The organism is Methylomonas sp. LW13, from assembly GCF_016865255.1.
Taxonomy (GTDB): Bacteria; Pseudomonadota; Gammaproteobacteria; order Methylococcales; family Methylomonadaceae; genus Methylomonas.
This window is the reverse complement of sequence record NZ_CP033381.1, coordinates 2,006,784-2,030,715: the sequence shown is the minus strand read 5'-3', so window position 1 is coordinate 2,030,715 and position 23,932 is coordinate 2,006,784. Positions and strand designations below refer to the sequence as shown.

Sequence of the window (23,932 nt, the reverse complement as noted above, 5' to 3'; positions counted from 1 at the left end):
CAATCCCATAGTCGGCGATGCAGTTGGTTGTCAGTAGTTTCCGGAGCAGAACTTATGAATACAAATTCGATTTTAATCAGCGGCGGCACCGGCTTCCTGGGCAGTGCACTGGCCAAACAGCTTATACAAAAAGGCTACGCAGTGTCGGTCCTGAGTCGTAGCCGCGAAAAAGTCGCCGCTACTTTCGGCAACAGCGTGCAAGCGGTCAGTTCCGTAGCCGATTTACCGGATGCCGCCACGTTTAAAGCGATAGTCAATTTAGCGGGGGCCGGCATTTTCGACCAACGCTGGACGGAGGCGCGCAAGCAGTTGCTGCGCGATAGCCGGATTAAACTGACCGAGCAGTTGGTGGCCTGGATAGCCTCCTCCGCGCAGCCCGCGCCTGTGCTGATAAGCGGTTCCGCTATCGGCATTTACGGCGATCAAGGCGATAAGTTTCTGACTGAAAGTAGCGCGAGCATTGCCGATTTTTCCCAGCAGTTGTGCGCGGATTGGGAATCGGCAGCCTTAGCGGCGGAAAAATTCGGCAGTCGGGTCTGCCTGATACGCACCGGCTTGGTGCTGGGTGATAATGGTGGCATACTGAAACGCATGTTGTTGCCGTTTCGCTTGGGATTAGGCGGCCGCATGGGAAATGGCAAGCAATGGATGTCCTGGATACATCTGCACGACTGGCTGGCTATCGTCGAAGCGATGCTAGATCAACCGGCAATGCGCGGCCCCTACAATGCCACAGCTCCAGAACCGGTCAGCAACCAACAATTCAGCGTCAGCCTAGCCAGCGTGCTTCAGCGGCCACTGCTCCTGCCGCTGCCGGAAGCGGCCCTTAAATTATTGCTGGGCGAAATGGCGGCGCTAGTCTTGGGCAGCCAGCGTGTTCTGCCGGAGCGGTTACTGGCCCAGGGCTTTGCATTTAAATATTCACAGCTGGATACCGCATTGCGCGATATTTTGCATAAACCCTAGATATAAAAACGGGCATTCTTATGTTGATCGACAGTCTTTCCCTGCTATTTGCCTTTACCTCGTTCGTCACCTGGTACGAAGCGCTGTTGGTCGCGCTGGCATTGGGCACGCTGGTATTTTATCTGACGCCCTCACCCGCCCAGGAATGGGAAGAACGCACGCCGGCCACGCTGTATTTTTACCTGCAATGGAGCTGGCTGGGTTATCTGCGCTTAAAAGATGCGTTTTACCCGTTTTTTATCCTGTACAACGCCGTATTGTTTTTCATCGACTACCGAATTAACGAAGGCAACTTCACCGTCGCCAGCTGGGTGACCATCCATATTATTATGGCGATGCCGCTGATTTACTGGACCGGCGCCGTGTGGCGTTGCTCGGACAAAGGCGCCAGCAGAGTTTGGGCCGCCGTGGCGCGCCTGATGACGGTAGCGGCATATTTCGATTTGCTGCTGCGCTGGGTGATTTATCAGTATTACCCCAATATTCTGTTTAATTGCCAACAAATGATTATTCATTGGGGCGACTGTTGAGCCGATGGCAAAAAAAACCTACAAAACCTCGCTGTTCATTTTCCGCCGCGATTTACGCCTGGAAGATAACACCGCTCTGAACGCCGCACTAAACCAGTCCGGGCAAGTCATTGCCTGCTTTATCTTCGATCCCCGGCAAATCCAAACCCATCCTTACCAAAGCACGCCGGGCTTGCAATTCATGCTGGAGTCGCTGAGCGATTTGCAGCAACAACTGCAACAGCAAGGCGCCCTGCTGTACATTTTCAACGCTCAGCCGGCGCATCTGCTCCAGCCTTTGCAGCAGGACTTAGGCATCGAAGCGGTATTTGTCAATCGCGACTACAGCCCGTTCAGCCGGCAACGGGACAACGAGCTGCGCGAACAATGCGAAACACAGCATCTGGCTTTTCACAGCCAAGCCGATCTGCTACTGACCGAACCCGAGCAAGGTTTAAGAAGCAACGGCAAGCCTTATCAGGTATTCACCGCGTTTCATCGGCAAGCCCGGATCCAGCCGGTATCGGCTCCGCAAGGCTTGGCAGCGGGTAAACTATCGGCAAAAGCCTATGCCGGACACAAACCGGAAGTAATACAGCAGCTGCAGCAGCCGCACCAAAACGCCTTGCCCGGTGGCAGGCAAGCGGCATTGGCCCGATTAGCCATCATCGGCAACTGCAAAAACTACCTTGCCGTTCGCGATTTTCCGGCCATGGCCGCCACCAGCCAGCTCTCGGCCTATTTAAAATTCGGCTGTTGCTCGGTACGCGAGGCTTTTTACAGCATCCAAGCCGAGCTCGATCCCGACCACCCCTTGATCCGGCAGTTGTATTGGCGGGATTTTTTCACCCATATCGGCTTTCATTTTCCGCATGTATTCGGTCACGCCTTTGACAGGCGTTACGACGGCTTGCTGTGGCGCAACGGCCAAGAGGATTTCTGGGCTTGGGCCAACGGCCAAACCGGCTTTCCGATTGTGGACGCGGCCATGCGCGAATTGAACCGGACCGGCTGGATGCATAACCGCTTGCGGATGATAGTTGCATCGTTTTTGGTCAAGGATTTACACGTATCCTGGCGCTGGGGCGAACGCTATTTCGCGCAACGCTTGCTGGATTACGACCCTTGCGTCAACAACGGTAACTGGCAATGGGCTGCGTCCACCGGCTGCGACGCGCAACCGTATTTCCGGATATTCAATCCCTGGCTACAGCAGAAAAAGTTCGATCCGCAATGTGTGTATATCAAGACCTGGATTCCGGAGTTGCAACGCTTCCCGGCAGAAGTCATCCACAAATGGGAAAAGCATCCGCAAGCCGGCGACTACCCTCGGCCAAGAGTTGACCACGGCTTACAAAGCCAGCTAATCAAAGCCCAATTCAAAGCCCTGGGCAATACCCCGGCGCCAGCGGAGTAAACCATGCGTTATCTACCCATATTATTATTGAGCTTGCTATGCGCCTGCACCGACATCCCGGAAGGCGTGAAAGTGATAGACGGCTTCGAATTGAACCGCTATCTGGGCACCTGGTACGAAATCGCCCGCCTCGATCACAGCTTCGAGCGCGGCCTGACGGACATCAGCGCGGAATACAGCCTGCGCGATGACGGCGGCGTCAAAGTGTTAAACAGCGGCTACGACGCCGAGCAAGGCCAACGAAAAATCGCCGAAGGCAAAGCTTACTTCATCGACAAACCGGACATCGGTCGCCTGAAAGTGTCTTTCTTTGGACCGTTTTACGGGGCGTATAACATCATTGCATTGGATAAAACCACTTACAGCTATGTGATGATCGCCGGCCCGGATCGCGATTATTTATGGATACTGGCCCGCAGCCCGGAGTTGGAACCGAGCATCCAAAAAGATTTAATTGAACAAGCCAAAACCCTGGGTTTTGCCACTGACAAACTGATTTTTGACCAACACCCCAAGCAATAACAGGATTAAGTATGCAGAAAATTTCGGTGGGCATCAGCGCCTGTTTGTTAGGCCAAGAAGTGCGCTACGACGGCGCGCATAAATATCACAGCTACATCGAACGCACGCTGGGCCGATACTTCGAATTTAGAGCGTTCTGTCCGGAAGTCGAAGCCGGTTTGGGCATCCCCCGCCCCTGCGTACAGTTGCGGGAAACCCCGGACGGCATTCGTTGCGTCGGCGTGAAGGATCATAGTTTCGACGTGACGGAACGCTTGAAACAGGCCTCCGCCCGGCAACACGATTGGCTGGGCGGCTTGTGCGGCTACATTCTGAAAAAAGATTCGCCCAGCTGTGGCATGACCCGCGTCAAAATTTATAAAAACGACATCCCCGCGCGGCAAGGCACCGGCATTTTTGCCGACTATTTACAGCGCACTTTCCCTAGCTTGCCGGTGGAAGAAGAAGGCCGACTGGGTGATCCCGGCCTGCGAGAAAACTTTATCCAGCGCGTCTTTGTCATGCGGCGCTGGCAGGACTTATGCGAACAGGGTTTAACAGCGCATGGCTTGATCACTTTTCATAGCCGACATAAATTGATCGCGATGAGCCACGAGCAAAACCAGGCCCGCGAGCTGGGAAGAATTATTGCCGGCGTCACTAACGCAGACATTGAAAACACCGCCGCTGCCTATATCGGAGCCTTGATGACTTGTCTGAAAATCGTCGCCACCCGCGGCAACCATGTCAATGTCTTGCAACACATCCAGGGCTATTTAAAGCACAAGCTGGACAGTGACGACAAACAGGAACTGGTGGAAACCATCGAAAACTATCGGATTGGTTTATTGCCGCTGATTGTGCCGCTCACCCTGCTCCGCCATCATTTCCGCAGAGAGCCGGATGACTTTATCGACAACTCCTATTACATGCTGCCGCATCCGGCGGAACTGTCGTTGCTGAACAGTATTTAGCGGCTACTTGAGTTGCTGCCGCTCGCGCTGATAGGCGTCGTAACTTTGCCGCCGTTCGCAATCGTTGGCCATGGCTTTTTGGCACTGCAATTGCCCGGCGTTCTGCAGCACATGATAACCAAGCCGCTGCGGCCAATCCGCACTGCAAGCGCTGCACAAGCCCAACACCCAGGGCACACAGCTTATGGCTTTGATTCTTCGCATAATCCCGCCTCCACGTCCTCTGTATAAAAGACCCCTAGTTTAATCCTTGCCGCAAAAACGGTGGTGCCTGTCAGCAAACAGTTATCGACGAGATATTGGAACTGCTGCCTCACCCAAGAGAGCTGTACCCCTAAATCATCTTTACAAGTTACCGGTTTTTGTTAAATTTTAATTTCAAGGTTGATCGTTTGAGATATTCGGAAGGTAGGTCTTAAAACCGGAATTAATAAAATCCTGTTGAAATTGTTCCGCACTCACGGGTCTGCTAAACATGTAACCCTGCAGCGAATCGCATTTTTGCTCAGTTAGAAAGGATAATTGACCCTTGGTTTCCACCCCTTCGACCACGACCGACAAGTTAAGCTCATGGGCCAGAGCGGTGATGGCCCTGACAAGGGTTTTACTGCCGTCGTCGCCAGGAAGATCAATCACAAAGGATCGATCTATTTTGACGCTTTGTATCGGAAATCGGCGCAGGTAGGTCAAGCTGGAATAACCTGTACCAAAATCGTCGATGCTGAGCCGCACTCCAAGCCCTTGAAATTGATGCAATACCTGCAGAGTGTTCTCGGGATCCTGCATAATTGCCGATTCGGTGATTTCGAGTTCCAGGGCGCTGGGATTAAGGCCGGTTTCGGCCAAGGTTCGTTTTACTGTTTGAAACAGGTTGGTATCGAGGAATTGGCGCGCCGATACGTTCACGGCTACACCGCCGAACGGCCCATCATTTTCAATCCAGGTTTTAGCTTGTAAACAGGCCTCACGCAAGACCCAGGCACCAATAGGCACGATCAGTCCGGTTTCTTCCGCCACGGTAATGAAGCGGTCTGGATAAACCAAGCCCCATTCCGGATGCTGCCAACGCACCAGCGCTTCCGCGCTGACCACCACGCCGCTGCCGGTACAGACCTGAGGCTGATAATGCAGCCGTAATTCATCATGGGCTAAGGCATGCCTCAGACCCCGTTCCACCTTCATGCGTTCGATCGATTTTTCGGTCATTTCCAGGGTATAAAACTGAAAGTTGTTTTTACCACGGTCCTTGGCCAAATACATGGCCGTGTCGGCGTTCATTAACAGCGAATGGCTGTCTTTGCCGTCGTCTGGATGAATACTGATACCAATGCTGGCGGTGACCACAAGATCATTGCCTTCCAAGGTAAACGGCTGGGTGAGGATGTCCAGGGTCTTTTGGGCAATTCTGGCCACATCGTCGATTTGATTGATGTCACTCAACAACACGATAAACTCGTCACCGCCCAACCGAGCCAGAATATCGTTCGAGCGCACCGAGGCTCTCAGGCGGTCGCTGACGGCTTGCAGCAATAAATCGCCCAAGCGATGGCCCAGCGTATCGTTGATCAACTTGAAGCGATCCAAATCCAGATACATCACGGCCAATTTACGGTTATGTCTTTGACCGGTGGATAATGCTTGAGTAAGGCGGTTATGAAACTGGTCGCGATTCAGTAGCCCGGTCAAGGGGTCGTGATTGGCCAGATAGATCAATTGCTGTTCGGCGTATTTACGGTTGGAAATATTCTGAATTTGCACAATGAAATACTGCGGCTCGCCGCCGGCAGTGCGAACCAGCGAGGCGCTGATCATAGTCCAAATGGTCTTGCCGACCATTTTATGAAGGCACTCCACCTCAATCTGAAACGTCGGCAGTACATCGGTTACCAATTGCCGCAAGTAAAGGTTTATTACTTTATCATGATGGTCTGCATGCGTGAGTATTTGCAGATTGGAGCCCAACAACTCATCCCGCGTGTAACCAAAAATTTCACAGAGGGCATTATTGACTTGCAGGAAACTGCCGTCGAGGGCTATCAGCGCCATGCCGATGGCGGCCAGTTCGAATGAGCTATGGAAACGTTCTTCGCTTTCCCGCAGTAAATGTTCCATTTGCCGACGGGCGGTGATGTCCCGAAATACCATCACAGCACCCAACAAGGTTCCATCGTCATCGAGTATCGGGGCGGCGCCGTCGTCCACCGGAATTTCCAAGCCTGACTGACTAACGAACAAAGTGGGGCAGTCAATGCCGGTCACGGTCCGATTCTGTAATGTACTGAGGACCGGGTTTTCAATGACACTGCGGCTCGACTCAGCTATCAGCGTCATGAGTTCGCTGACCCGTTTACCTTTGGCCTGTTCCAGACTGTGTTCCGTTATCGTTTCGGCCACCGGATTCATGAATCGGATGACCCCTTCAGCGTCGGTGGCAATCACGGCGTCACTGATACAGTGCAGGGTTTTGCCAAACCACTGTTCGCTCTCCTTCAGCTTGCGTTCCAGCTGATACTTATACAACGCGACTTCGATGGAAGCATGCAGTTCATCCGGACGGAACGGCTTGATCAAATAGCCGTATGCGCCTGTGGCTTTCGCGCGCAACAAGGTAGCCGGGTCGCTATAAGCCGTCAGAAAAATCACGGGAATATGCAGAGACTCCGTGATGGCATGCGCCGCGCTGATGCCGTCCATCTCACCTTTCAACACAATATCCATCATGACTAAATCGGGCTTATGCTCATTGGCCAGCGTAATGGCTTGGCCTCCCGAAAAAGCAGTCGCGACCACCTCATAGCCGAAACCTTCCAACTGCCTACGAATATCCATGGCAATAATGCCTTCATCCTCGACGATCATAATTCTACTGGCTAACATGCGGAGCCCCTCCCGCTTAACAAGTTTTAGTAAAACGCAGAGTAAAGGTGGATCCGTTTGTCCGATCCAGGCTCATCTGTCCCATGAGTTGATTGGTCAAGGTATCAACCAATTGCAGACCCAGCGAGCTGCTTTTTTTGAAATCCATTTCGCTGGGAAGGCCGATGCCGTTATCGGAGATTATCAGGATGTATTCGCCTTGCTCCTGTGTGAAAGCGATGCCGATTTCGCCGCGCCGATCTCCGGGAAATGCGTACTTAATGGCATTGGACAGTAATTCGTTGATGATCAAGCCGCAGGGTATCGCGGTATCGACATCGAGAAACACATTGTCTATCTTCATGTTGAGCTTGAGCTTGTCGGAATACGCGCCGTAGCCGAACAGCAAATGGTCGGATAGGCTACGAATGTATTCGTTGAAATCTATCCTGGCCAAGTCTTTGGATTGATAAAGTTTTTCGTGTAACAAGGCCATGGCTTTGATGCGATCAGCACTTTGTTTGAGTAAATCGGCGGTCTCCGGACTCGTTACATTGCCGGCTTGGAGGTTGATCAGGCTGGACACCACCTGTAGGTTATTCTTGACCCGGTGATAGACCTCCTTAAGCAGCATTTCTTTCTCGTTGAGGGTTTGTTTCAGCTTATCGTGGGCACTCTGGCGCTCGGTAATATCAACGATGGAGCTGAGGACGATGATGCCGTTATCGTCATCGATCAGACCCAGGCCGATTTCGACCGGAAATTCGGTGCCGTCCTTGCGTAGCCCGTACAGATCGCGTCCGGCTCCCATCGGCCTGGAAACCGGATCGGCTAGGTAGGCCCGGCGGAAACCGACATGTCCGTCGCGAAATCGCTCGGGAATCAACATCTCCACCATTTGCCCGATCAGTTCGGTTCGCGCGTAACCGAAGGATGCTTCCGTTTGCGCATTCACCATCACGATGGTGCCGGACTCATTCACCATCACGATGGCATTCGGCGCCGACTCCACCGCTTGCCGGAATCGTTGTTCCAGGCGCTTGCGCTCGGTAATGTCGACGATCGAACTGAGCACCAGGGTTTCTTCATGGCTTTCGATCAGCCCCAGGCCGATTTCGACCGGAAATTCGGTGCCGTCCTTGCGTAGCCCGTACAAATCGCGTCCGGCCCCCATAGGCCTCGAAACCGGATCGGCAAGATAGGCCCGGCGGAAACCGATATGCCCGCCGCGAAAACGTTCCGGAATCAACATCTCCACCCTCTGCCCGATCAGTTCGGTTCGCGCGTAACCGAACGAGGCTTCCGTTTGCGCATTCACCATAACAATGGTGCCGGACTCATTCACCATCACGATGGCATTCGGCGCCGACTCCACTGCTTGCCGCAACCGCTCCTCACGTTGTTTATGTTCGGAAATATTGTCATGGATTACGATAAGCCGGGCTAAATTCTGGTCGGGAAACAGGATGACTTTCCCTGCAAACCATAACTGACCGGAACCGGTGTAATAAGGATATTCAAGCGAAAAGCTGGATAAAGCGCCGTTCAAAACCGACCTAATACCCTCTGCGAACGCCTTTCCGCCCCTATCGTTGGTCAGCCCGGTGTCCAGCAGGGCCAGATAATTCTGTCCGGGTTGAAGGCTTGCTTTATCCCCGGCGTATGCCTGATCGAAATCAAGCCAAGGCCTGCTGACTTTCAAGATATTGGCAGCTCCATCCAACACACAGTATTGTTTTGACAAGGAATCCAATATGGAGCCGTTAAAATGTTCGGCGTTGTGCGCTGTATCTTGCCGGCCCAAGTCAGCCGGCAAGGCTTGGGCCGTGGGTTTTTCCAGGATGTCCGACCGGCTTTTTTCCTTCTGTCTAAGCGCCAAGGCTGTACCGACTTGGCCGGCAAGCATCTTGAGGCCATCAAGTTGATTGACGCTTAACTCGCGCTGTACGACGTCGAACACACAAAGTGCGCCTAATGCTTCACCAGTGGGAACTAGAATCGGGCTGCCCGCATAGAAACGGATATGCGGCTCGGAAACCACTAGGGGATTGGCCGCGAAGCGACTGTCATGCTCGACATGCGTTACAACCAACACATCCAGGTGTGATAGGGTTGGTGTGCCGAATCCGCAGTCTCTGGGTTGTTCGTTGGCCGCTATGCCCTTTTTGGCTTTGAACCACTCGCGGTCACTATCGACCAGTGTGATCACCGCAAAAGGCGTATCGCACATTAGTGCTGCCAGCCGGACAATGTCGTCAAAGTTTGATTCGGGGGGCGTGTCGAGGATGCAGTATTCGTGCAGCTTTTGTATCCGCAGAGTTTCAGCTTTCGATTCAAGCATAGCGAGTACCCCACCTCGGTTTAGCCACTAGGGCTAATCATAATCTATAATTCAAAATCAGGTGCTAATGTCAGTATGGTAAAAATAGTCTCCTGGGGAACGTGCGGGCAGTCCGCCGAATGGCATTCATTATCGGTTTTTCTGCTACAAAAAACTTTTATTTGCCAAAGTTACGCGGCTTATTTCATGATCATTAGATGAAAAATCCCGTTATCCGCGAATAAGCGAAATTGGCTGTCCCGGTCAGTTGGTTTTTTTCAGCAGTTGCTCCACTTCCAAAGCCGGCAACGGTCGGCTAAAGAAATAACCCTGAATTTCATCGCAGCCATTCCGCGCCAAAAAATCCATCTGTGCCTGTGTTTCAACCCCTTCTGCTACCACTTTAAGTTTAAAGTTGTGCGCCATCGCAATAATGGTCAACACTAAAGTAACATCGCCCTCTCCCAACGGAATATCGTTGATAAATGCCTTGTCTATTTTAAGATTATCGAAGGGAAATCGTTTTAAGTAGCTCAAACTTGAATAACCCGTACCGAAATCGTCCATGGAAATCCGAATGCCGATATTCTTTAGCCGGGTCAAAGTAATGGCTACATTATCCGGGTCTTGCATCACCGCGCCTTCGGTTATCTCCAAATCCAGAAAACTCGCGTCCAATCCACTTTGCCGTAAAACACGGGTAATAGTTTGATCAAACGTGGGACTATGCAACTGCTTGGGTGAAACATTGATCGCCATATTGATAGCGGGTAATCCCGCCAACTGCCAAGCTTTAGCTTGCAAACAGGCCGTATGCAACACCCATTCGCCTATCGGCAGAATCAAGCCAGTATCTTCCGTCAATGGAATGAAGTGATCGGGGGGAATCAAGCCCTTTTCCGGATGGTTCCAGCGCAGCAAAGCCTCCATACCGCTAATTTGTTCACTATGCAAATCGAACTTGGGTTGATAATAGACGACAAATTGCTCCAATCGTAAAGCTTGGCGCAAGTCTTCCTCCAGCATCAAACGCTGCATAAGGCGTTGGTTGAACGCTTCAGTATAAAAACTAAAGCTATTCCTACCCTTATCCTTAGCGTCATACATGGCGGTATCCGCATGCTGAAGCAGGGTCTCTTTGTCCGCCCCGTCTGCAGGATAAAAACTGATGCCGATACTTACCCCCCCATGCAGGGTATGCCCATTGAGCTGTAGAGGCTGCGAGATTTCGGTAATGATTCGCGCCGCGATCAAAGCAGCATCATCGGTTTTAGCGATGCCTGGACATACACAGACAAATTCATCGCCGCCATATCGCGCTACGCTATCGCAAGCTCGGACGCAATTCAGCAGTCGCCCGGCAATGATTTTTAGGAACTCATCCCCCACCGAATGTCCCATCGTGTCATTGATGACTTTAAAGTCATCGAGATCCATAAAAAACAGGCAGAATACTTTGTGCTCGCGTTGCGCGGTACTGATGGCGTTATTTAGACGATCATTAAGAAGATTGCGATTGACCAGCCCGGTTAGATCATCATAGTTGGCTCGATATTCCAACTGTGCCTGGTTGGATTTGAATTCGGTAATATCGTCGACGATGGCGACAAAGTGCGTCACTTCATCGTTGGCGTTTTTGATTGGCGCGATAGCCAGTTCATTCCAGAACAACGAGCCATCCTTGCGATAATTACGGATAACGGCATAGCCGGTTGTCTTCCGGCGAATTGCAATTCGGAGACTCTCCAAGCCAGGCTGATCATGATCCTCGCCCAGCAGAAACGAAAGGTTTCGGCCAAGTACTTCCGCTTTGTCGTAACCGGTAATGCGTTGAAACGCCGGGTTGGCATAAACCAGGGGATTGCCGGCTTGTCTGGCATCGGTAATGGTGATGCCATTGCGTGCGGCTTCAATGGCTTGATTGTGGAGCAACAAGGTTTTATTGGCTTGCGCCAGCTCTGCTGTACGTTGTTCGACTTTTTCTTCCAGATGTTCGTTGATGGCTTTCAGTGCATCGTTCTGTTGCCGGATGATAGCCGATAAGCGTTCCTGTTCTTCACGCAAACGTTTTTCTTGCAGTGCGTTATGAATCAATAGTTTTAATTCTTCGCCATTCCAGGGTTTCGTGCAATAACTGTAAATCCGGCCTTTGTTGACCGCTTGGATAGTCGATTCTAAATCGGCATAGCCTGTTAACAAGATACGCACGGTATCGGGCCATCGCTCAAATGCTTGAGCGAAAAATTCGGCGCCGCTCATTGTCGGCATCCGCATATCGCAAACAATTATATCAACGGTATGCTCGCGCAAAACCGTCAAGCCCTCCGCACCGCCCTCCGCAAGATAAAGCGTGTAATTTTCATTCCGAAACAGTCGATGCAAGGCTTTGAGCACATTGGTGTCATCATCGACAAACAGTAAAGCCGCCCGCCGATCGTTGGTCATTGGTGATGGCGGCAAATTCATAAGTCGACCGGCTGTTCTTTTTTTGGCAATACCACGCGAAAGGTGGTGCCTTCGCCGATCCGGCTGTCTACCTTAATTTCGCCCTGGTGCTTTTTAACGATGCTGTAGGAAACGGACAGTCCCAGCCCCGTTCCTTTGCCCACCGGTTTGGTGGTAAAGAAAGGGTCGAAAATTTTATTGGCGTGCTCGGGCAAAATACCTTGCCCCGTATCGCTGACCTCAACCCAAAGGCTGCCGTTTTCGCTGCCGGTACGGATGGTGATCGTACCTTCCTTTTCAATGGCGTGGGCGGCGTTGACCAGCAAATTCATAAATACTTGATTCAACTGATGCGGCAAACACCAGGCACGCGGAATGTCCCCGTATACTTTGACGACACTGGCTTTGTATTTGATTTCGTTATTGACGATATTCAGTGTGCTATCCAAGCAGTCGTGCAAATTCGTCCATTGCCACTCGTCGGCACCGCCAGCATGCGAAAAATCCTTGAGATCCTGAACGATTTTTTTGACGCGCGACGCTCCCTCGTGAGACTCAACCAATAAATCGAGCACATCGGTTTTTAAAAAACCCAGATCGATTTGCTGCTTGAAATCCTGAATTTGCCGAAGTTGTTCGCCGTCGGCGCATTCCCCCTCAGTTTTTTCATATTTTTCCACCAACGCCAGCAAATCTTCCACGTAGGTTTTCAATGAAGTGAGATTGGAGTTGATATAGCCGATAGGATTGTTGATTTCATGCGCGACACCCGCCGCCAATTGGCCGATGGAAGACATTTTTTCGGACTGTACCAATTGCTGCTGGACTTCTTGTATGGTGTCGAGGGCTGTCTGTAATTCCTGATTGCGCTGTTTCAGCAGGTCTTCGGCATTTTTATGCTGGGTAATATCCACAGTGATGCCGTCGATGCGTACCGGTGAGCCGGCATCATCGCAAACGGCGCACATGCGATGAAACAACCAACGAAGCCCGCCATCGGGGCGGTGAATACGATAGATGACTTTCTGGATACTGTTAGTCTTTAAATCGGCCAGACTGGCTTCCACCTGCTTTCTATCAATCGGGTCAATAATATTCAGCCATAACTGCGGATCATTTAAAAAATCCTCGACCGGCCGACCGGATACCTCAGTGGCGGCCTTGTTGAGATACAGCAATTTCATCGTGACCGGCTCCATCGACCAGACCACGCTATCCAGTGAATTTAAAATGTCGTTGAGGCGTTTTTCCGACTCATTCAAGCGTTTGTGAGCCTCTATTAATTGCTGGTTGGCATTGGCATAGCGTTGATTTGCGTTGGCAAGCTGCTGGATGCGCTTGCGTTGATCACCATGTAACCTAATGTTGTCGATCACGAGCGTGATCGGATTAACTAATTTTTGTCCGTGGTCTAAATCCGCTCCCGTGTAACTACACTCATCGTTAAAACTGTTGACCGATAATGCGCCAATCAAGCGCTGGCCTATCTGCAATGGCCAGCACATGGAGGCAACCGGTATGCGGGTTTTGGTTTTGGGTGGGTAGCGGAGAAAGCGCGAGTCTTTATTGATATCGCCCTTGATCAATAGCGCCTGCTGGTTGGCCAATACCCAAGCTATCACGCCGTTGCCATTGGGTATCGCGCTGCCGACACATTCCTCAGGCAAACCGAGCGCAGCGACTATGGTTAAACAGCTGCTGTCTTCGCCTTCATACAAGACTAATGAGCCGGTATCGGCTCTAAATCCCTCTACAATATGACGCAGTAATTTTTCGAATATCTTGTTTGTATCTTCTTCAAACGCATCGGATTGCCCTAATTGGTAGAGGTTATAAATCCAGTCCCATTGTTGCGATTCAGTTAATAACATAATGCTCCCGAATTTATAGACTGGCGACGACCTGATTGGCGAATTGTTGACTAGAATTAGCCCAGTCTATGGCTTGGTCAAGAGGAATGTTCAGCATCTCAAGTATCTGCACAATAGACTCCGGATACTCAAAAGCCTGGTCGTCGCGTTGTGTGGCAAGTACCAGAAAATTGGCCATATGGATCATCAATTCTAACGATTTCCCTTCATCTTGCCCGCGTGGGATTTCGTGCTGTTCGATAGCATGCTGAATCGCCATCGGTAAATTCCAATGCTTTGCGACATTGCAGCCGATCTCCGCATGATCAAACCCCAAAACGTGCCGTTCCGCTTCAATTCTATTGAGATGTTGCCCCGTAGTAATACGGCTAAAATCGTCTGGAAATAACAAAACAATGGCCAGCAGCCCGATGTCATGCAACAATCCCGCCGTAAAGGCAATATCCTGATCCATACCGGTATGAATCGCCAATTGTCGAGCACACTCCGCGACTGCCATGCTGTGATGCCAAAACTGTGAGTAGTCGAAATCTTGGCGGTCCAACCGAAACAGGTTCATAAAACCAAGGCCTAACAACAGGTTTTTTACTCGGTTAAGCCCCAACACCACCACCGCTTCCTGCAAAGAACCAATTTCTCGAGACCTACCGTAAAAAGGCGAATTGGCGACGCGCAAAATGCGTACCGCCATGTGTGGGTCTTGACTGATTTTGTTGGCGAGATTGGACAAGTTTTGCTTGTCTGCCGTGAACTGCAAGGCATCCATGATTACGGTGGGTAAGGACGGCAAATCAGCCAGCAGGGTCGCTTGGGATTTCGTATTCATGTCGGCAAACTCCACCTCTGTACTTTTCTGAGACAGTCAAGGTTATGTCTTGACTGACGAAAGCGCCACTATAGTGCCTTTTGATTGACTAAGTTCACCCATTGGGCTTATCCACACGTAAAGGGTCTTACTATTGCCTAAATCTAAGCAGCTGCCGTTAAATTCTGCTGCCGTTTCAGAATCCTTGGTTTGCTGTAATACATGCAATAAGGGGGCGGGCAAAACACTCTCTGCTTGCAGGCCAAGCAAGCATTCGTTGGGATAACGCTGGAATAGCGAGTCCGCAAGTCGATTGGAAGAGGCGATCATGTGTCGTTCATCAAGGCCAAGAATAGCCAACGGCAAATGTTCAAGTATTTCCTGAGATATTTCCAGCATTTTGATGTTATGTACGATTTCACGGGTTTTTTGCATCACTTGTTGTTCCAAACTTTGATTAAGTCTGGCAAGTAAATCGTTTGAATGTTGGAGCTCTCGAGTCAGCCGTTGATTTTCCTGTTCCATTTCATGATATTCAAACGCTTCGCGAACGTTCTTACGCAGCAACTCGTCATCCCACGGCTTAGTCATAAATCGGTAAATCGCCCCTTCATTGATGGCGCCAGTCACCGATTCAAGATCGGTAAAGCCGGATAACACCACCCGCACGGTTTTTGGATAGAGCTCTTTAACTTTGCGCAAAAATTCCACACCGCTCATCTTAGGCATACGCTGATCGGATATGATCAGGGCTATTTTATGATCGACAAGTAAATCAAGCGCTTCTTCCGCACCATTGGCAGTGAGTATGCTGTAGCCATCTCTGCGCAACGTACGTTTCAGCGCATTAATAATGTTCGGTTCGTCGTCGACCAATAGCAACGTTCTAGGGGGGTGAGTACTTTCTGCCATAGCCGTATATTTACGTTTTGTTGAGCTTGTCATGGATTGTATCGGCAATACCCGTTTGGTCAAACGCTTCAAATGATCTGACATCTGAATTTATATACGGATGGCTACAGACATTTGCTTTTGACAAAGGTGCAGGCAGGTATAGGGGCGATGCCAAGCCATTGGGGCTTGCCATCATGATCAACCTACCAAGCAATTGATCAGTATTTAACCGTCAACTCACCATGGTGCGATCTGACAAAAGCGGGAACCCAAAGGCGTCAAAATCCCCAACACTCGCCACCCCAAAAACAAGAAACTGTTCGAGCAGCGCCTCATTCCCTCTCTAACGCGGCGCAAGAGTCACCATCCCATAAACAATTACTGCCGGACTGAGTGGAAAATCGCTACAATGCGCCCGAGTTCTGCAAGTTTAGGCTGATACAGTGAACATGGAAACCGTGGAAAACCCCGAAAAATACGCCGCCTTTCTCAGCTTGTTAAAAAGGAAAGGTAAGCTCTCCGACAGCGATTTGAGTAAAGTCCGCCGCATGCAAAAATCGGCATTGGACGACTCCGTGCCGCAACTGCTGATCAAACTGGGTTTGTGTTCGGACAGCGACATCGCCGGCAGCTTCGCCGAAGCCAGCGGGATTGCTCGCGTAGGTCCGGCACAGTACCCGCCGCAAACGCCCCTGCCGGATAGTGTTTCGCAGCGTTTTTTAAAGCAATACCATGCCGTAGGTCTGACGGCGGACGACGAACAGATCCAAGTCGCGGTGATGGACCCGGAAGATGACTATGTGACGCAAGCTTTGCAACTTGCCATCGGCAAACCCATTAAATTGCAAATCGGCCAGCTTTCAGAAATCGACGCCGCGTTGGAATTGCAATACGGCGAAGGCAAGTCGCAAATGGACAAGCTGATGGACAACCTCAATGTCGAGGAAGAAGGCAGCGAAGACCTTGAACATCTAAAAGACCTGGCCAGCGAAGCGCCCATCATCAAAATGGTGAACTTCATCCTGCAAAAAGCCGTGGAAAGCCGCGCCTCGGACGTGCATATCGAACCGTTCGAGCAAAGCCTGAAAGTGCGCCTACGGATCGACGGCGTGTTGCAAGACATCGACTCGCCGCCGGTCGCCTCGACCGCCGCCGTGCTGTCGCGGATCAAAATCATGGCCAAGCTCAATATCGCCGAGCGTCGCCTGCCGCAAGACGGCCGCATCAAACTGCAAATGATAGGCAAGGAGCTGGATTTGCGGGTTTCCACCATCCCTACCCTGCACGGCGAAAGCGTGGTGATCCGCTTGCTGGACAAGGAAAACGCGGTACTGGATTTCGAAACCCTGGGCTTCGTCGGCAAGCAGGCCGAACGTTTCATGGAAGTATTGGCGCAACCGCACGGCATTTTGTTGATCACCGGCCCGACCGGTAGCGGTAAATCCACCTCGTTGTATGCCGCATTAAAAACCCTGAATACCTCCGAGCGCAAGATTATCACGGTCGAAGACCCGGTGGAATACCAGTTGGAAGGCATCAACCAAATTCAAGCCAAACCGCAGATCGGTTTAACCTTCGCTTCGGCCTTGCGCTCCATCGTCCGCCAAGACCCGGACGTGATCATGATCGGCGAGATGCGCGACCTGGAAACCGCCAAGATCGCCGTGCAATCGGCGCTGACCGGTCACTTGGTGCTGTCCACGCTGCATACCAACGATGCCGCCGCTGGTGTTACCCGTTTGCAGGACATGGGCCTGGAAGAATACCTGCTTAGCTCGACCATCAACGGTATCCTGGCCCAGCGCTTGGTCCGCCGCCTGTGCCCGCATTGCAAACAAGCCCACCCAGCCTCGGACACGCTGATCGAAGAAATGAAACTTAGACAGTGGCAACCTACCGGCGAAATCCTGCTTCACAAACCGGTCGGCTGTCCCACCTGTAACGGCATCGGCTATAAAGGCCGACTGGCGATCATCGAATTTTTGACGATGACCGACACGATCCGCAAGCAAATCATGAAACACGAAGAAGCTTTCGTGATCCAGCAAACCGCGATCCAGGAAGGCATGCAAACCATGTACGAAGACGGCGTCGGCAAAGCCTTGCAGGGTATCACCACCTTAGAAGAGGTATTAAGGGTAACGACCGAAGCTTGAGCTGTTTAATCGGCGCCCGACAACAAACTTTCGTTGATCCAAACCTAGAAAGGCTTTGAATAACAAAGCCAACATACCGCATAACAAATAGCGTCAAGTGGAATATGACTAAAACCCACTTTTTAATCAACATCATGGATTCAAGATGTACCAATCGCCAGCCGAGTCTGCAAATAATCCACCGATAGCGAAACGACGTTCGCGCAGCGTCGGCGCCGATGCCTCTTGCGCTTTCTCGGCGTTGCTGATCGGATTTTTTTCAACTGCCGAAGCTGCCGTTTGTACCTGGCAAGGTGGGGATGATATTTGGTCTACGCCCGCTAACTGGTCATGTGCCGCAAGCCCCGGAGCGGCCGATGATGCGGCTATCAATGTCGGCCAAAATGTGGCTCTTGATATTTCGCCCACTGTAGCAAATTTCAGTTTGGCGCATACTGGGGCGACTTTGAGCGGTGCCGGCACATTATCCTCAAACAACGACTTTGATATGCAAGCCGGCTCGGTCAGCGCGGCGCTGGGCGGCAGTGTGGGCTTGAACAAAACCACCGCCGGCACCGTGACCCTGAGCGGGACCAATACTTACACCGGCAACACGCAGGTCAACGCCGGCACGTTGGCCTTGGGCGCCAGCAATGTGCTCGCCAATGCCTCCAGCTTGATCGTCAACGGCGGCACTTTCGATTTGGGCGCGAACAACGACACCGTTGCCGGCGTGCAATTACTGTCCGGTTCGATTACCGGCTCCGGTACGTTAACGTCAACCAGCGACTTTGATATGCAAGCCGGCACGGTCAGCGCGGCGTTGGGCGGCAGTGTGGGCTTGAGTAAAACCACCGCAGGTACCGTGACGCTGAGCGGTAGCAATACCTATACCGGCAACACCCAAGTAAATGCCGGCACGTTGGCCTTGGGCGCCAGCGATGTGCTCGCCAATGCCTCCAATCTGATCGTCAACGGCGGCACTTTCGCTCTAGGCAGCAATAACGATACGGTGGCCGGGCTGCAATTACTGTCCGGTTCGATTACCGGCACCGGTACGTTAACGTCTACTAGCACGTTTGATGTGCAATCAGGCACGGTCAGCGCCAAGCTAGGTGGCACCAATATCGGCCTAAACAAAACCACCGCCGGTACCGTGACGCTAAGCGGAACCAATACCTACACCGGCAACACCCAAGTCAATGCCGGCACGTTGGCCTTGGGTGCCAGTGACGTCCTCGCCAATACCTCGAGTCTGATCGTTAACGGCGGCACTTTTGATTTGGGTGCGAACAACGACACCGTCGCCGGGGTGCAATTACTGTCCGGTTCGATTACCGGCACCGGCACTTTGACGTCTACCAGCACGTTTGATGTGCAAGCCGGCACGGTCAGTGCCAATTTGGGCGGCAGCGTGGGCTTGAACAAAACCACCGCAGGTACCGTGACGCTAAGTGGCACCAACACGTACACCGGCACCACCCAAGTCAATGCCGGCACGTTGGCCTTGGGCGCCGGCGATGTGCTTGCCAATACGTCCAGTCTGGTCGTCAACGGCGGCACTTTCGATTTGGGTGCAAACAGCGACACCGTCGCCGGGGTGCAATTAACGTCCGGTTCGATTACCGGCTCCGGCACTCTGACGTCGAACAGCACGTTTGACGTGCAATCCGGCACGGTCAGCGCCAAGCTAGGTGGCACCAATATCGGCCTAAACAAAACCACCGCCGGTACAGTGACCCTGAGCGGGACCAATACTTACACCGGCAACACCCAAGTCAATGCCGGCACGTTGGCCTTGGGCGCCAGCAATGTGCTCGCCAATGCCTCCAATCTGATCGTCAACGGCGGCACTTTCGATTTGGGTGCGAACAACGACACCGTCGCCGGCGTGCAATTACTGTCCGGTTCGATTACCGGCTCCGGCACTCTGACGTCGAACAGCACGTTTGACGTGCAATCCGGCACGGTCAGCACCAAGCTAGGCGGCACCAATATCGGCCTAAACAAAACCACCGCCGGTACCGTGACGCTAAGCGGCACCAACACGTACACCGGCAACACGCAAGTCAACGCCGGCACGTTGGCTTTGGGCGCCAGCGATGTGCTCGCCAACACCTCCAGCCTGATCGTCAACGGCGGCACTTTCGATTTGGGCGCGAACAACGACACCGTTGCCGGCGTGCAATTACTGTCCGGTTCGATTACCGGCACCGGCACTTTGACGTCTACCAGCACATTTGATATGCAAGCCGGCACGGTCAGCGCAGCGTTGGGCGGCAGCGTGGGCTTGACCAAAACTACTGCCGGCAGCGTGACATTCAGCGGGGCGAATACCTACACCGGCAACACCCAAGTCAGCGCCGGCACGTTGGCCTTGGGCGCCGGCGACGTGCTTGCCAATGCCTCGAGTCTGGTCGTCAACGGCGGCACTTTTGATTTGGGTGCGAACAACGACACCGTTGCCGGCGTGCAATTACTGTCCGGTTCGATTACCGGCTCCGGTACGTTAACGTCAACCAGCGACTTTGATATGCAAGCCGGCACGGTCAGCGCGGCGTTGGGCGGCAGTGTGGGCTTGAGTAAAACCACCGCAGGTACCGTGACGCTGAGCGGTAGCAATACCTATACCGGCAACACCCAAGTAAATGCCGGCACGTTGGCCTTGGGCGCCAGCGATGTGCTCGCCAATGCCTCCAATCTGATCGTCAACGGCGGCACTTTCGCTCTAGGCAGCAATAACGATACGGTGGCCGGGCTGCAATTACTGTCCGGTTCGATTACCGGCACCGGTACGTTAACGTCAACCAGCGACTTTGATATGCAAGCCGGCACGGTCAGCGCGGCGTTGGGCGGCAGCGTGGGCTTGAGTAAAACCACCGCAGGTACCGTGACGCTGAGCGGTAGCAATACCTATACCGGCAACACCCAAGTAAATGCCGGCACGTTGGCCTTGGGCGCCAGCGATGTGCTCGCCAATGCCTCCAATCTGATCGTCAACGGCGGCACTTTCGCTCTAGGCAGCAATAACGATACGGTGGCCGGGCTGCAATTACTGTCCGGTTCGATTACCGGCACCGGTACGTTAACGTCTACTAGCACGTTTGATGTGCAATCAGGCACGGTCAGCGCCAAGCTAGGTGGCACCAATATCGGCCTAAACAAAACCACCGCCGGTACCGTGACGCTAAGCGGAACCAATACCTACACCGGCAACACCCAAGTCAATGCCGGCACGTTGGCCTTGAGTGCCAGTGACGCGCTTGCCAATACATCCAGTCTGGTCGTCGACGGCGGTACCTTTGCTCTGGGCAGCCATAACGACACAGTGGCAGGCGTACGACTGCTGTCGGGGTCTATCACCGGCACCGGCACCTTGACCTCGAACAGTGCGTTCGATCTTCAATCCGGCACGGTCAGCGCCAATTTGGGTGGTGGCGTGGGTTTGAACAAAACCACTTCGGGTACGGTGACCTTGAGCGGCACTAACAGCTACACCGGTAACACACTGGTAGATGCCGGCGTATTGAATTTTACCGGCAACAATACCCACTCCGGCAATTTCACCGGCAACGGTACCTTGCAATTCGGCGCAGGCACGCAACAATTCAATGCCGGCACCAACCTTGGCACAGCCAATATCACTTTTAGCGGTGGGACCAATCTAGTCAACGCCGGCGTTGCGCTAACGGCCACCGATGCGGTGTTTAGCGGAGGGACAACTACTATCGCCGGCGATTATTCGGTAAGCAATTCCACGACGGTATCCGGCGGCACCGTCAATTTTTCGTCCGCGGCGACCAAGCAGCTCAATCTGGGTAGCACTTTTACCATAAACAACGGCACCGTCAATTTACAGCACACCAGCACCGAGGTGAGTCGTTACGTGCAGACTGGCGGCATATTATCGGGCCCTGGCGAATTAAGAGTGCAATCCGCAGTGCTTTCCGGGGGCGAGATGCGCGGCCCAGGTAGCTTGATTATCAGCGGCTCGGGAGGCTCCGCCAGCGACTTATTGCTGAACGGCAATTTCATCCTCAACAATCAATCGACGGTCATTAATTCCGGCAATGTGCGCGTGACCAGTAATGCCTCGTTTATCGGCAACGGCACTTACCGGCAAACCGCGGGCACTACCCGGGTAGACGGGGTTTGGAGCCAGGCTTTGACCGACATACAAGCCGGCAGCTTCGGCGGCAACGGCAGCGTCAGCGGTCCGGTCATCAACAATGGCACGGTCGGCATCGCCGGTTCGCACCTGACTTTGAACGGGCCGGTATCCGGCAGCGGTTCTTACGCCGGCATCGTGGACATAAACAACAGTTTCTCGCCGGGTCCGGGTGCCAATGGGCAAGGGATAGCGGCCATTGACGCCGCATCGGCTGATTTGATTTTCCGCCAATCCAGCAGCTTGAATTTGGAATTGGGTGGGGTAAACGGACAGTTGGTAACCGATTCGATTACTGCGCGCAGCATCGATATTCAAGGCGCAAAGCTTAACTTACAACGCTTGGCCAGCCAGCCTAACTTCTCGCCGCAACAGGCTTTTTCGCAGTCTGTGCTGTTGCAAACCACCAGCGGCAGCATCTCCGGAAATTTTAACCAAAGCATTACCTGTCCGGAAGGCTCCAGCGATATGTTTATATTTTCCAAGCAGGAAAAGCAGTTTTTGCTGACCATGGTGCCCAGATTGCCCAATCTGGTCCCCGCCGACGTGCAATCCTTGGCCAACGCCTTACAGCAAATAGACTGCAGTGCCTCAACCCCAACTAATCTGCAGAATCTATTGAACGGCTTGAAACCCTTTTTAGCAAACGGTAACGCCGATGCCAGCAAAGTAGACCAATTCATCAGCGCGTTGCGGCAAATCAGCCCTGGCCAAATCGCGGCGGAACAAACCGTATCGAACCAAATAGCCAAATTGCAGACCGGCAACATCACTCAGCGACTCGTCACCCTGAGGTCCGCAAGCGTCGGCGCCGGTTCCGCTTCAAGTTTCAAGTCGTCCCCCACGTTCAACACACCGGTAAGCAGTTCAATGGCTATCGGCAGCGCTCCGGGCGTTCTCAGCGCACCCAGCTCAGCCAACAATATCAGCTCACCGAATGCATCAAGCAGCATAAACACGCCTAGTAGTGCACCCAGTGCGCCCACCAGTTCAGCCAGTTCACCCAACACACCCAGTTCTAACGCTATCAACATTCAGGCTTCAACGCCGGAAAAAGACGGTCAATCCTCATCCAATGCCCCCTCCTCGGTCAGTATTTCCTTAAGCACGGATAACAACAACGACGGCACCGATCTTATCTCCGGCTTCAGCAATTTGGGCTTATTCATTAACGGCCAATTCGAATGGGCTGATAGAACCGCAACGGTCGTTCAACGCGGCTATGCGTCCTCGATGTCCGCGGTCACTGCCGGTGCCGACTATCGCTTGAGCAAACGGCTACTCTTGGGTTTGTCTGCCGGCTACGGCAGCAGCACGGCCCTGATTTCCCAACAGGGCGGCAGCCAAAGCATAGACGGGTACACCTTATCAGCCTTCGGCTCGTTAAACCTGACCGATAACTGGTACGTTGATCTGGTCAACAACCTGACTTATAACCAGTACGATTCCAAACGTGTCACACTTTATAACGATGCCAACGGCACAGCGATTAATGAAACGGCATCCAGCCAAACCGATGGCTGGCAAAATCGCACCAGCCTCAGTAGCGGTTACGACATAGCGGTAAAAGAATGGACATTCGGCCTTAGAGGCCGCACGGAATACGGTTACAACTTTGTCAACGGCCGCAAGGAACAAGGTGCCGATTTAGGTATGAACATGATAGTCGGCGAGCTGGACAACGAGTCGTTGAGCAGCAGTATCGGCGCGATGGTCTCGCATGCGCTGAGCACACCGGTGGGCGTGCTGGTTTCGCAAGTGAATGTCGAGTGGGAGCATCAGTGGTTCAACAAAAACTCCTTGATTACCACCCGCTTCGTTGATTCGCCTAACAATGCCTTTACCACCAACAGTTTTAGCGTCGATAAGGACTACATCAATCTGCGCGCCGGTTTATCCGCCCAACTGCCGTTTGGCGGCTCGGCGTTCGTGCAATACGACACCACCTTCGGCCAGGAGTACGTTTCCCGCCACGCCTTTAATGTCGGGATACGCATGGAGTTTTGAGATACGCCCGCAACTACTTTATAGTGGCGAGCATGTTTTGCCGACGGAATTAGGCCTCGCCAGA

Annotated in this window: 14 protein-coding genes; 7 read left to right on the top strand and 7 right to left on the bottom strand. The window is 52.6% G+C overall.

Annotated features, from left to right (window positions below; translation table 11 throughout):
* Window positions 1-54 precede the first annotated feature (54 nt).
* Genes JL719_RS09110 through JL719_RS09090 form a run of 5 tightly spaced genes read left to right on the top strand, consistent with a single transcriptional unit; the run spans window position 55 to window position 4,367 of the window.
* Window positions 55-966 carry a TIGR01777 family oxidoreductase gene (locus JL719_RS09110; protein ID WP_033156708.1) on the top strand — a complete coding sequence of 304 codons (912 nt, stop codon included), beginning with the start codon at window positions 55-57 and terminating at the stop codon, window positions 964-966.
* A 20-nt stretch (window positions 967-986) separates the two neighbouring features.
* Window positions 987-1,496: a hypothetical protein gene (locus JL719_RS09105; RefSeq protein WP_033156709.1), complete on the top strand. Its 510-nt coding sequence runs from the start codon at window positions 987-989 to the stop codon at window positions 1,494-1,496.
* A 4-nt stretch (window positions 1,497-1,500) separates the two neighbouring features.
* Entirely contained in the window at window positions 1,501-2,892 is a 1,392-nt protein-coding gene (locus tag JL719_RS09100) for a cryptochrome/photolyase family protein (RefSeq protein ID WP_033156710.1), read from the top strand.
* 3 nt (window positions 2,893-2,895) lie between these two features.
* Window positions 2,896-3,414 carry a lipocalin family protein gene (locus JL719_RS09095; protein ID WP_033156711.1) on the top strand — a complete coding sequence of 173 codons (519 nt, stop codon included), beginning with the start codon at window positions 2,896-2,898 and terminating at the stop codon, window positions 3,412-3,414.
* Window positions 3,415-3,425: 11 nt separating this feature from the next.
* Window positions 3,426-4,367 (top strand): YbgA family protein, encoded by a 942-nt coding sequence (locus tag JL719_RS09090; RefSeq protein WP_033156712.1) that lies wholly within the window; start codon window positions 3,426-3,428, stop codon window positions 4,365-4,367.
* A gap of 3 nt (window positions 4,368-4,370) precedes the next feature.
* Here JL719_RS09090 and JL719_RS09085 read toward each other — a convergent pair whose 3' ends face one another.
* The 7 genes from JL719_RS09085 to JL719_RS09055 form a co-directional block, all read right to left on the bottom strand.
* Complete coding sequence (locus tag JL719_RS09085; protein ID WP_033156713.1) at window positions 4,371-4,571, bottom strand: hypothetical protein; 201 nt, start codon at window positions 4,569-4,571, stop codon at window positions 4,371-4,373.
* A 174-nt stretch (window positions 4,572-4,745) separates the two neighbouring features.
* The gene (locus JL719_RS09080; RefSeq protein WP_033156714.1) at window positions 4,746-7,244 is read right to left on the bottom strand and encodes a GGDEF domain-containing response regulator; all 2,499 of its coding nucleotides are present in this window, start codon (window positions 7,242-7,244) and stop codon (window positions 4,746-4,748) included.
* 16 nt (window positions 7,245-7,260) lie between these two features.
* Window positions 7,261-9,564 (bottom strand): PAS domain S-box protein, encoded by a 2,304-nt coding sequence (locus tag JL719_RS09075; protein ID WP_051669987.1) that lies wholly within the window; start codon window positions 9,562-9,564, stop codon window positions 7,261-7,263.
* A gap of 243 nt (window positions 9,565-9,807) precedes the next feature.
* The gene (locus tag JL719_RS09070; RefSeq protein ID WP_165385941.1) at window positions 9,808-11,988 is read right to left on the bottom strand and encodes an EAL domain-containing response regulator; all 2,181 of its coding nucleotides are present in this window, start codon (window positions 11,986-11,988) and stop codon (window positions 9,808-9,810) included.
* A 17-nt stretch (window positions 11,989-12,005) separates the two neighbouring features.
* Window positions 12,006-13,859, bottom strand: coding sequence for an ATP-binding protein (locus JL719_RS09065; protein ID WP_033156715.1), 1,854 nt, complete (start codon window positions 13,857-13,859; stop codon window positions 12,006-12,008).
* Between the two features lie 13 nt (window positions 13,860-13,872).
* A complete protein-coding gene (locus JL719_RS09060) occupies window positions 13,873-14,685 on the bottom strand; it encodes an HDOD domain-containing protein (RefSeq protein ID WP_033156716.1) in 813 nt (270 codons plus the stop codon).
* Between the two features lie 42 nt (window positions 14,686-14,727).
* Complete coding sequence (locus JL719_RS09055; protein WP_225893071.1) at window positions 14,728-15,609, bottom strand: response regulator; 882 nt, start codon at window positions 15,607-15,609, stop codon at window positions 14,728-14,730.
* 398 nt (window positions 15,610-16,007) lie between these two features.
* On the opposite strand from JL719_RS09055, the gene gspE reads away from it, so the two are divergent.
* Window positions 16,008-17,714, top strand: coding sequence for a type II secretion system ATPase GspE (gene gspE / locus JL719_RS09050; protein WP_033156717.1), 1,707 nt, complete (start codon window positions 16,008-16,010; stop codon window positions 17,712-17,714).
* Window positions 17,715-17,859: 145 nt separating this feature from the next.
* Window positions 17,860-23,868, top strand: coding sequence for an autotransporter-associated beta strand repeat-containing protein (locus tag JL719_RS09045; protein ID WP_129871376.1), 6,009 nt, complete (start codon window positions 17,860-17,862; stop codon window positions 23,866-23,868).
* The last annotated feature ends 64 nt before the right edge of the window (window positions 23,869-23,932 follow it).

Excerpts from the sequence above, each read along its gene's own strand:
- JL719_RS09110 (WP_033156708.1), top strand. The coding sequence starts at position 55 with ATGAATACAAATTCGATTTTAATCAGCGGCGGCACCGGCTTCCTGGGC.
- JL719_RS09105 (WP_033156709.1), top strand. The coding sequence starts at position 987 with ATGTTGATCGACAGTCTTTCCCTGCTATTTGCCTTTACCTCGTTCGTC.
- JL719_RS09100 (WP_033156710.1), top strand. The coding sequence starts at position 1,501 with ATGGCAAAAAAAACCTACAAAACCTCGCTGTTCATTTTCCGCCGCGAT.
- JL719_RS09095 (WP_033156711.1), top strand. The coding sequence starts at position 2,896 with ATGCGTTATCTACCCATATTATTATTGAGCTTGCTATGCGCCTGCACC.
- JL719_RS09090 (WP_033156712.1), top strand. The coding sequence starts at position 3,426 with ATGCAGAAAATTTCGGTGGGCATCAGCGCCTGTTTGTTAGGCCAAGAA.
- JL719_RS09085 (WP_033156713.1), bottom strand. The coding sequence starts at position 4,571 with ATGCGAAGAATCAAAGCCATAAGCTGTGTGCCCTGGGTGTTGGGCTTG.
- JL719_RS09080 (WP_033156714.1), bottom strand. The coding sequence starts at position 7,244 with ATGTTAGCCAGTAGAATTATGATCGTCGAGGATGAAGGCATTATTGCC.
- JL719_RS09075 (WP_051669987.1), bottom strand. The coding sequence starts at position 9,564 with ATGCTTGAATCGAAAGCTGAAACTCTGCGGATACAAAAGCTGCACGAA.
- JL719_RS09070 (WP_165385941.1), bottom strand. The coding sequence starts at position 11,988 with ATGACCAACGATCGGCGGGCGGCTTTACTGTTTGTCGATGATGACACC.
- JL719_RS09065 (WP_033156715.1), bottom strand. The coding sequence starts at position 13,859 with ATGTTATTAACTGAATCGCAACAATGGGACTGGATTTATAACCTCTAC.
- JL719_RS09060 (WP_033156716.1), bottom strand. The coding sequence starts at position 14,685 with ATGAATACGAAATCCCAAGCGACCCTGCTGGCTGATTTGCCGTCCTTA.
- JL719_RS09055 (WP_225893071.1), bottom strand. The coding sequence starts at position 15,609 with ATGACAAGCTCAACAAAACGTAAATATACGGCTATGGCAGAAAGTACT.
- gspE (WP_033156717.1), top strand. The coding sequence starts at position 16,008 with ATGGAAACCGTGGAAAACCCCGAAAAATACGCCGCCTTTCTCAGCTTG.
- JL719_RS09045 (WP_129871376.1), top strand. The coding sequence starts at position 17,860 with ATGTACCAATCGCCAGCCGAGTCTGCAAATAATCCACCGATAGCGAAA.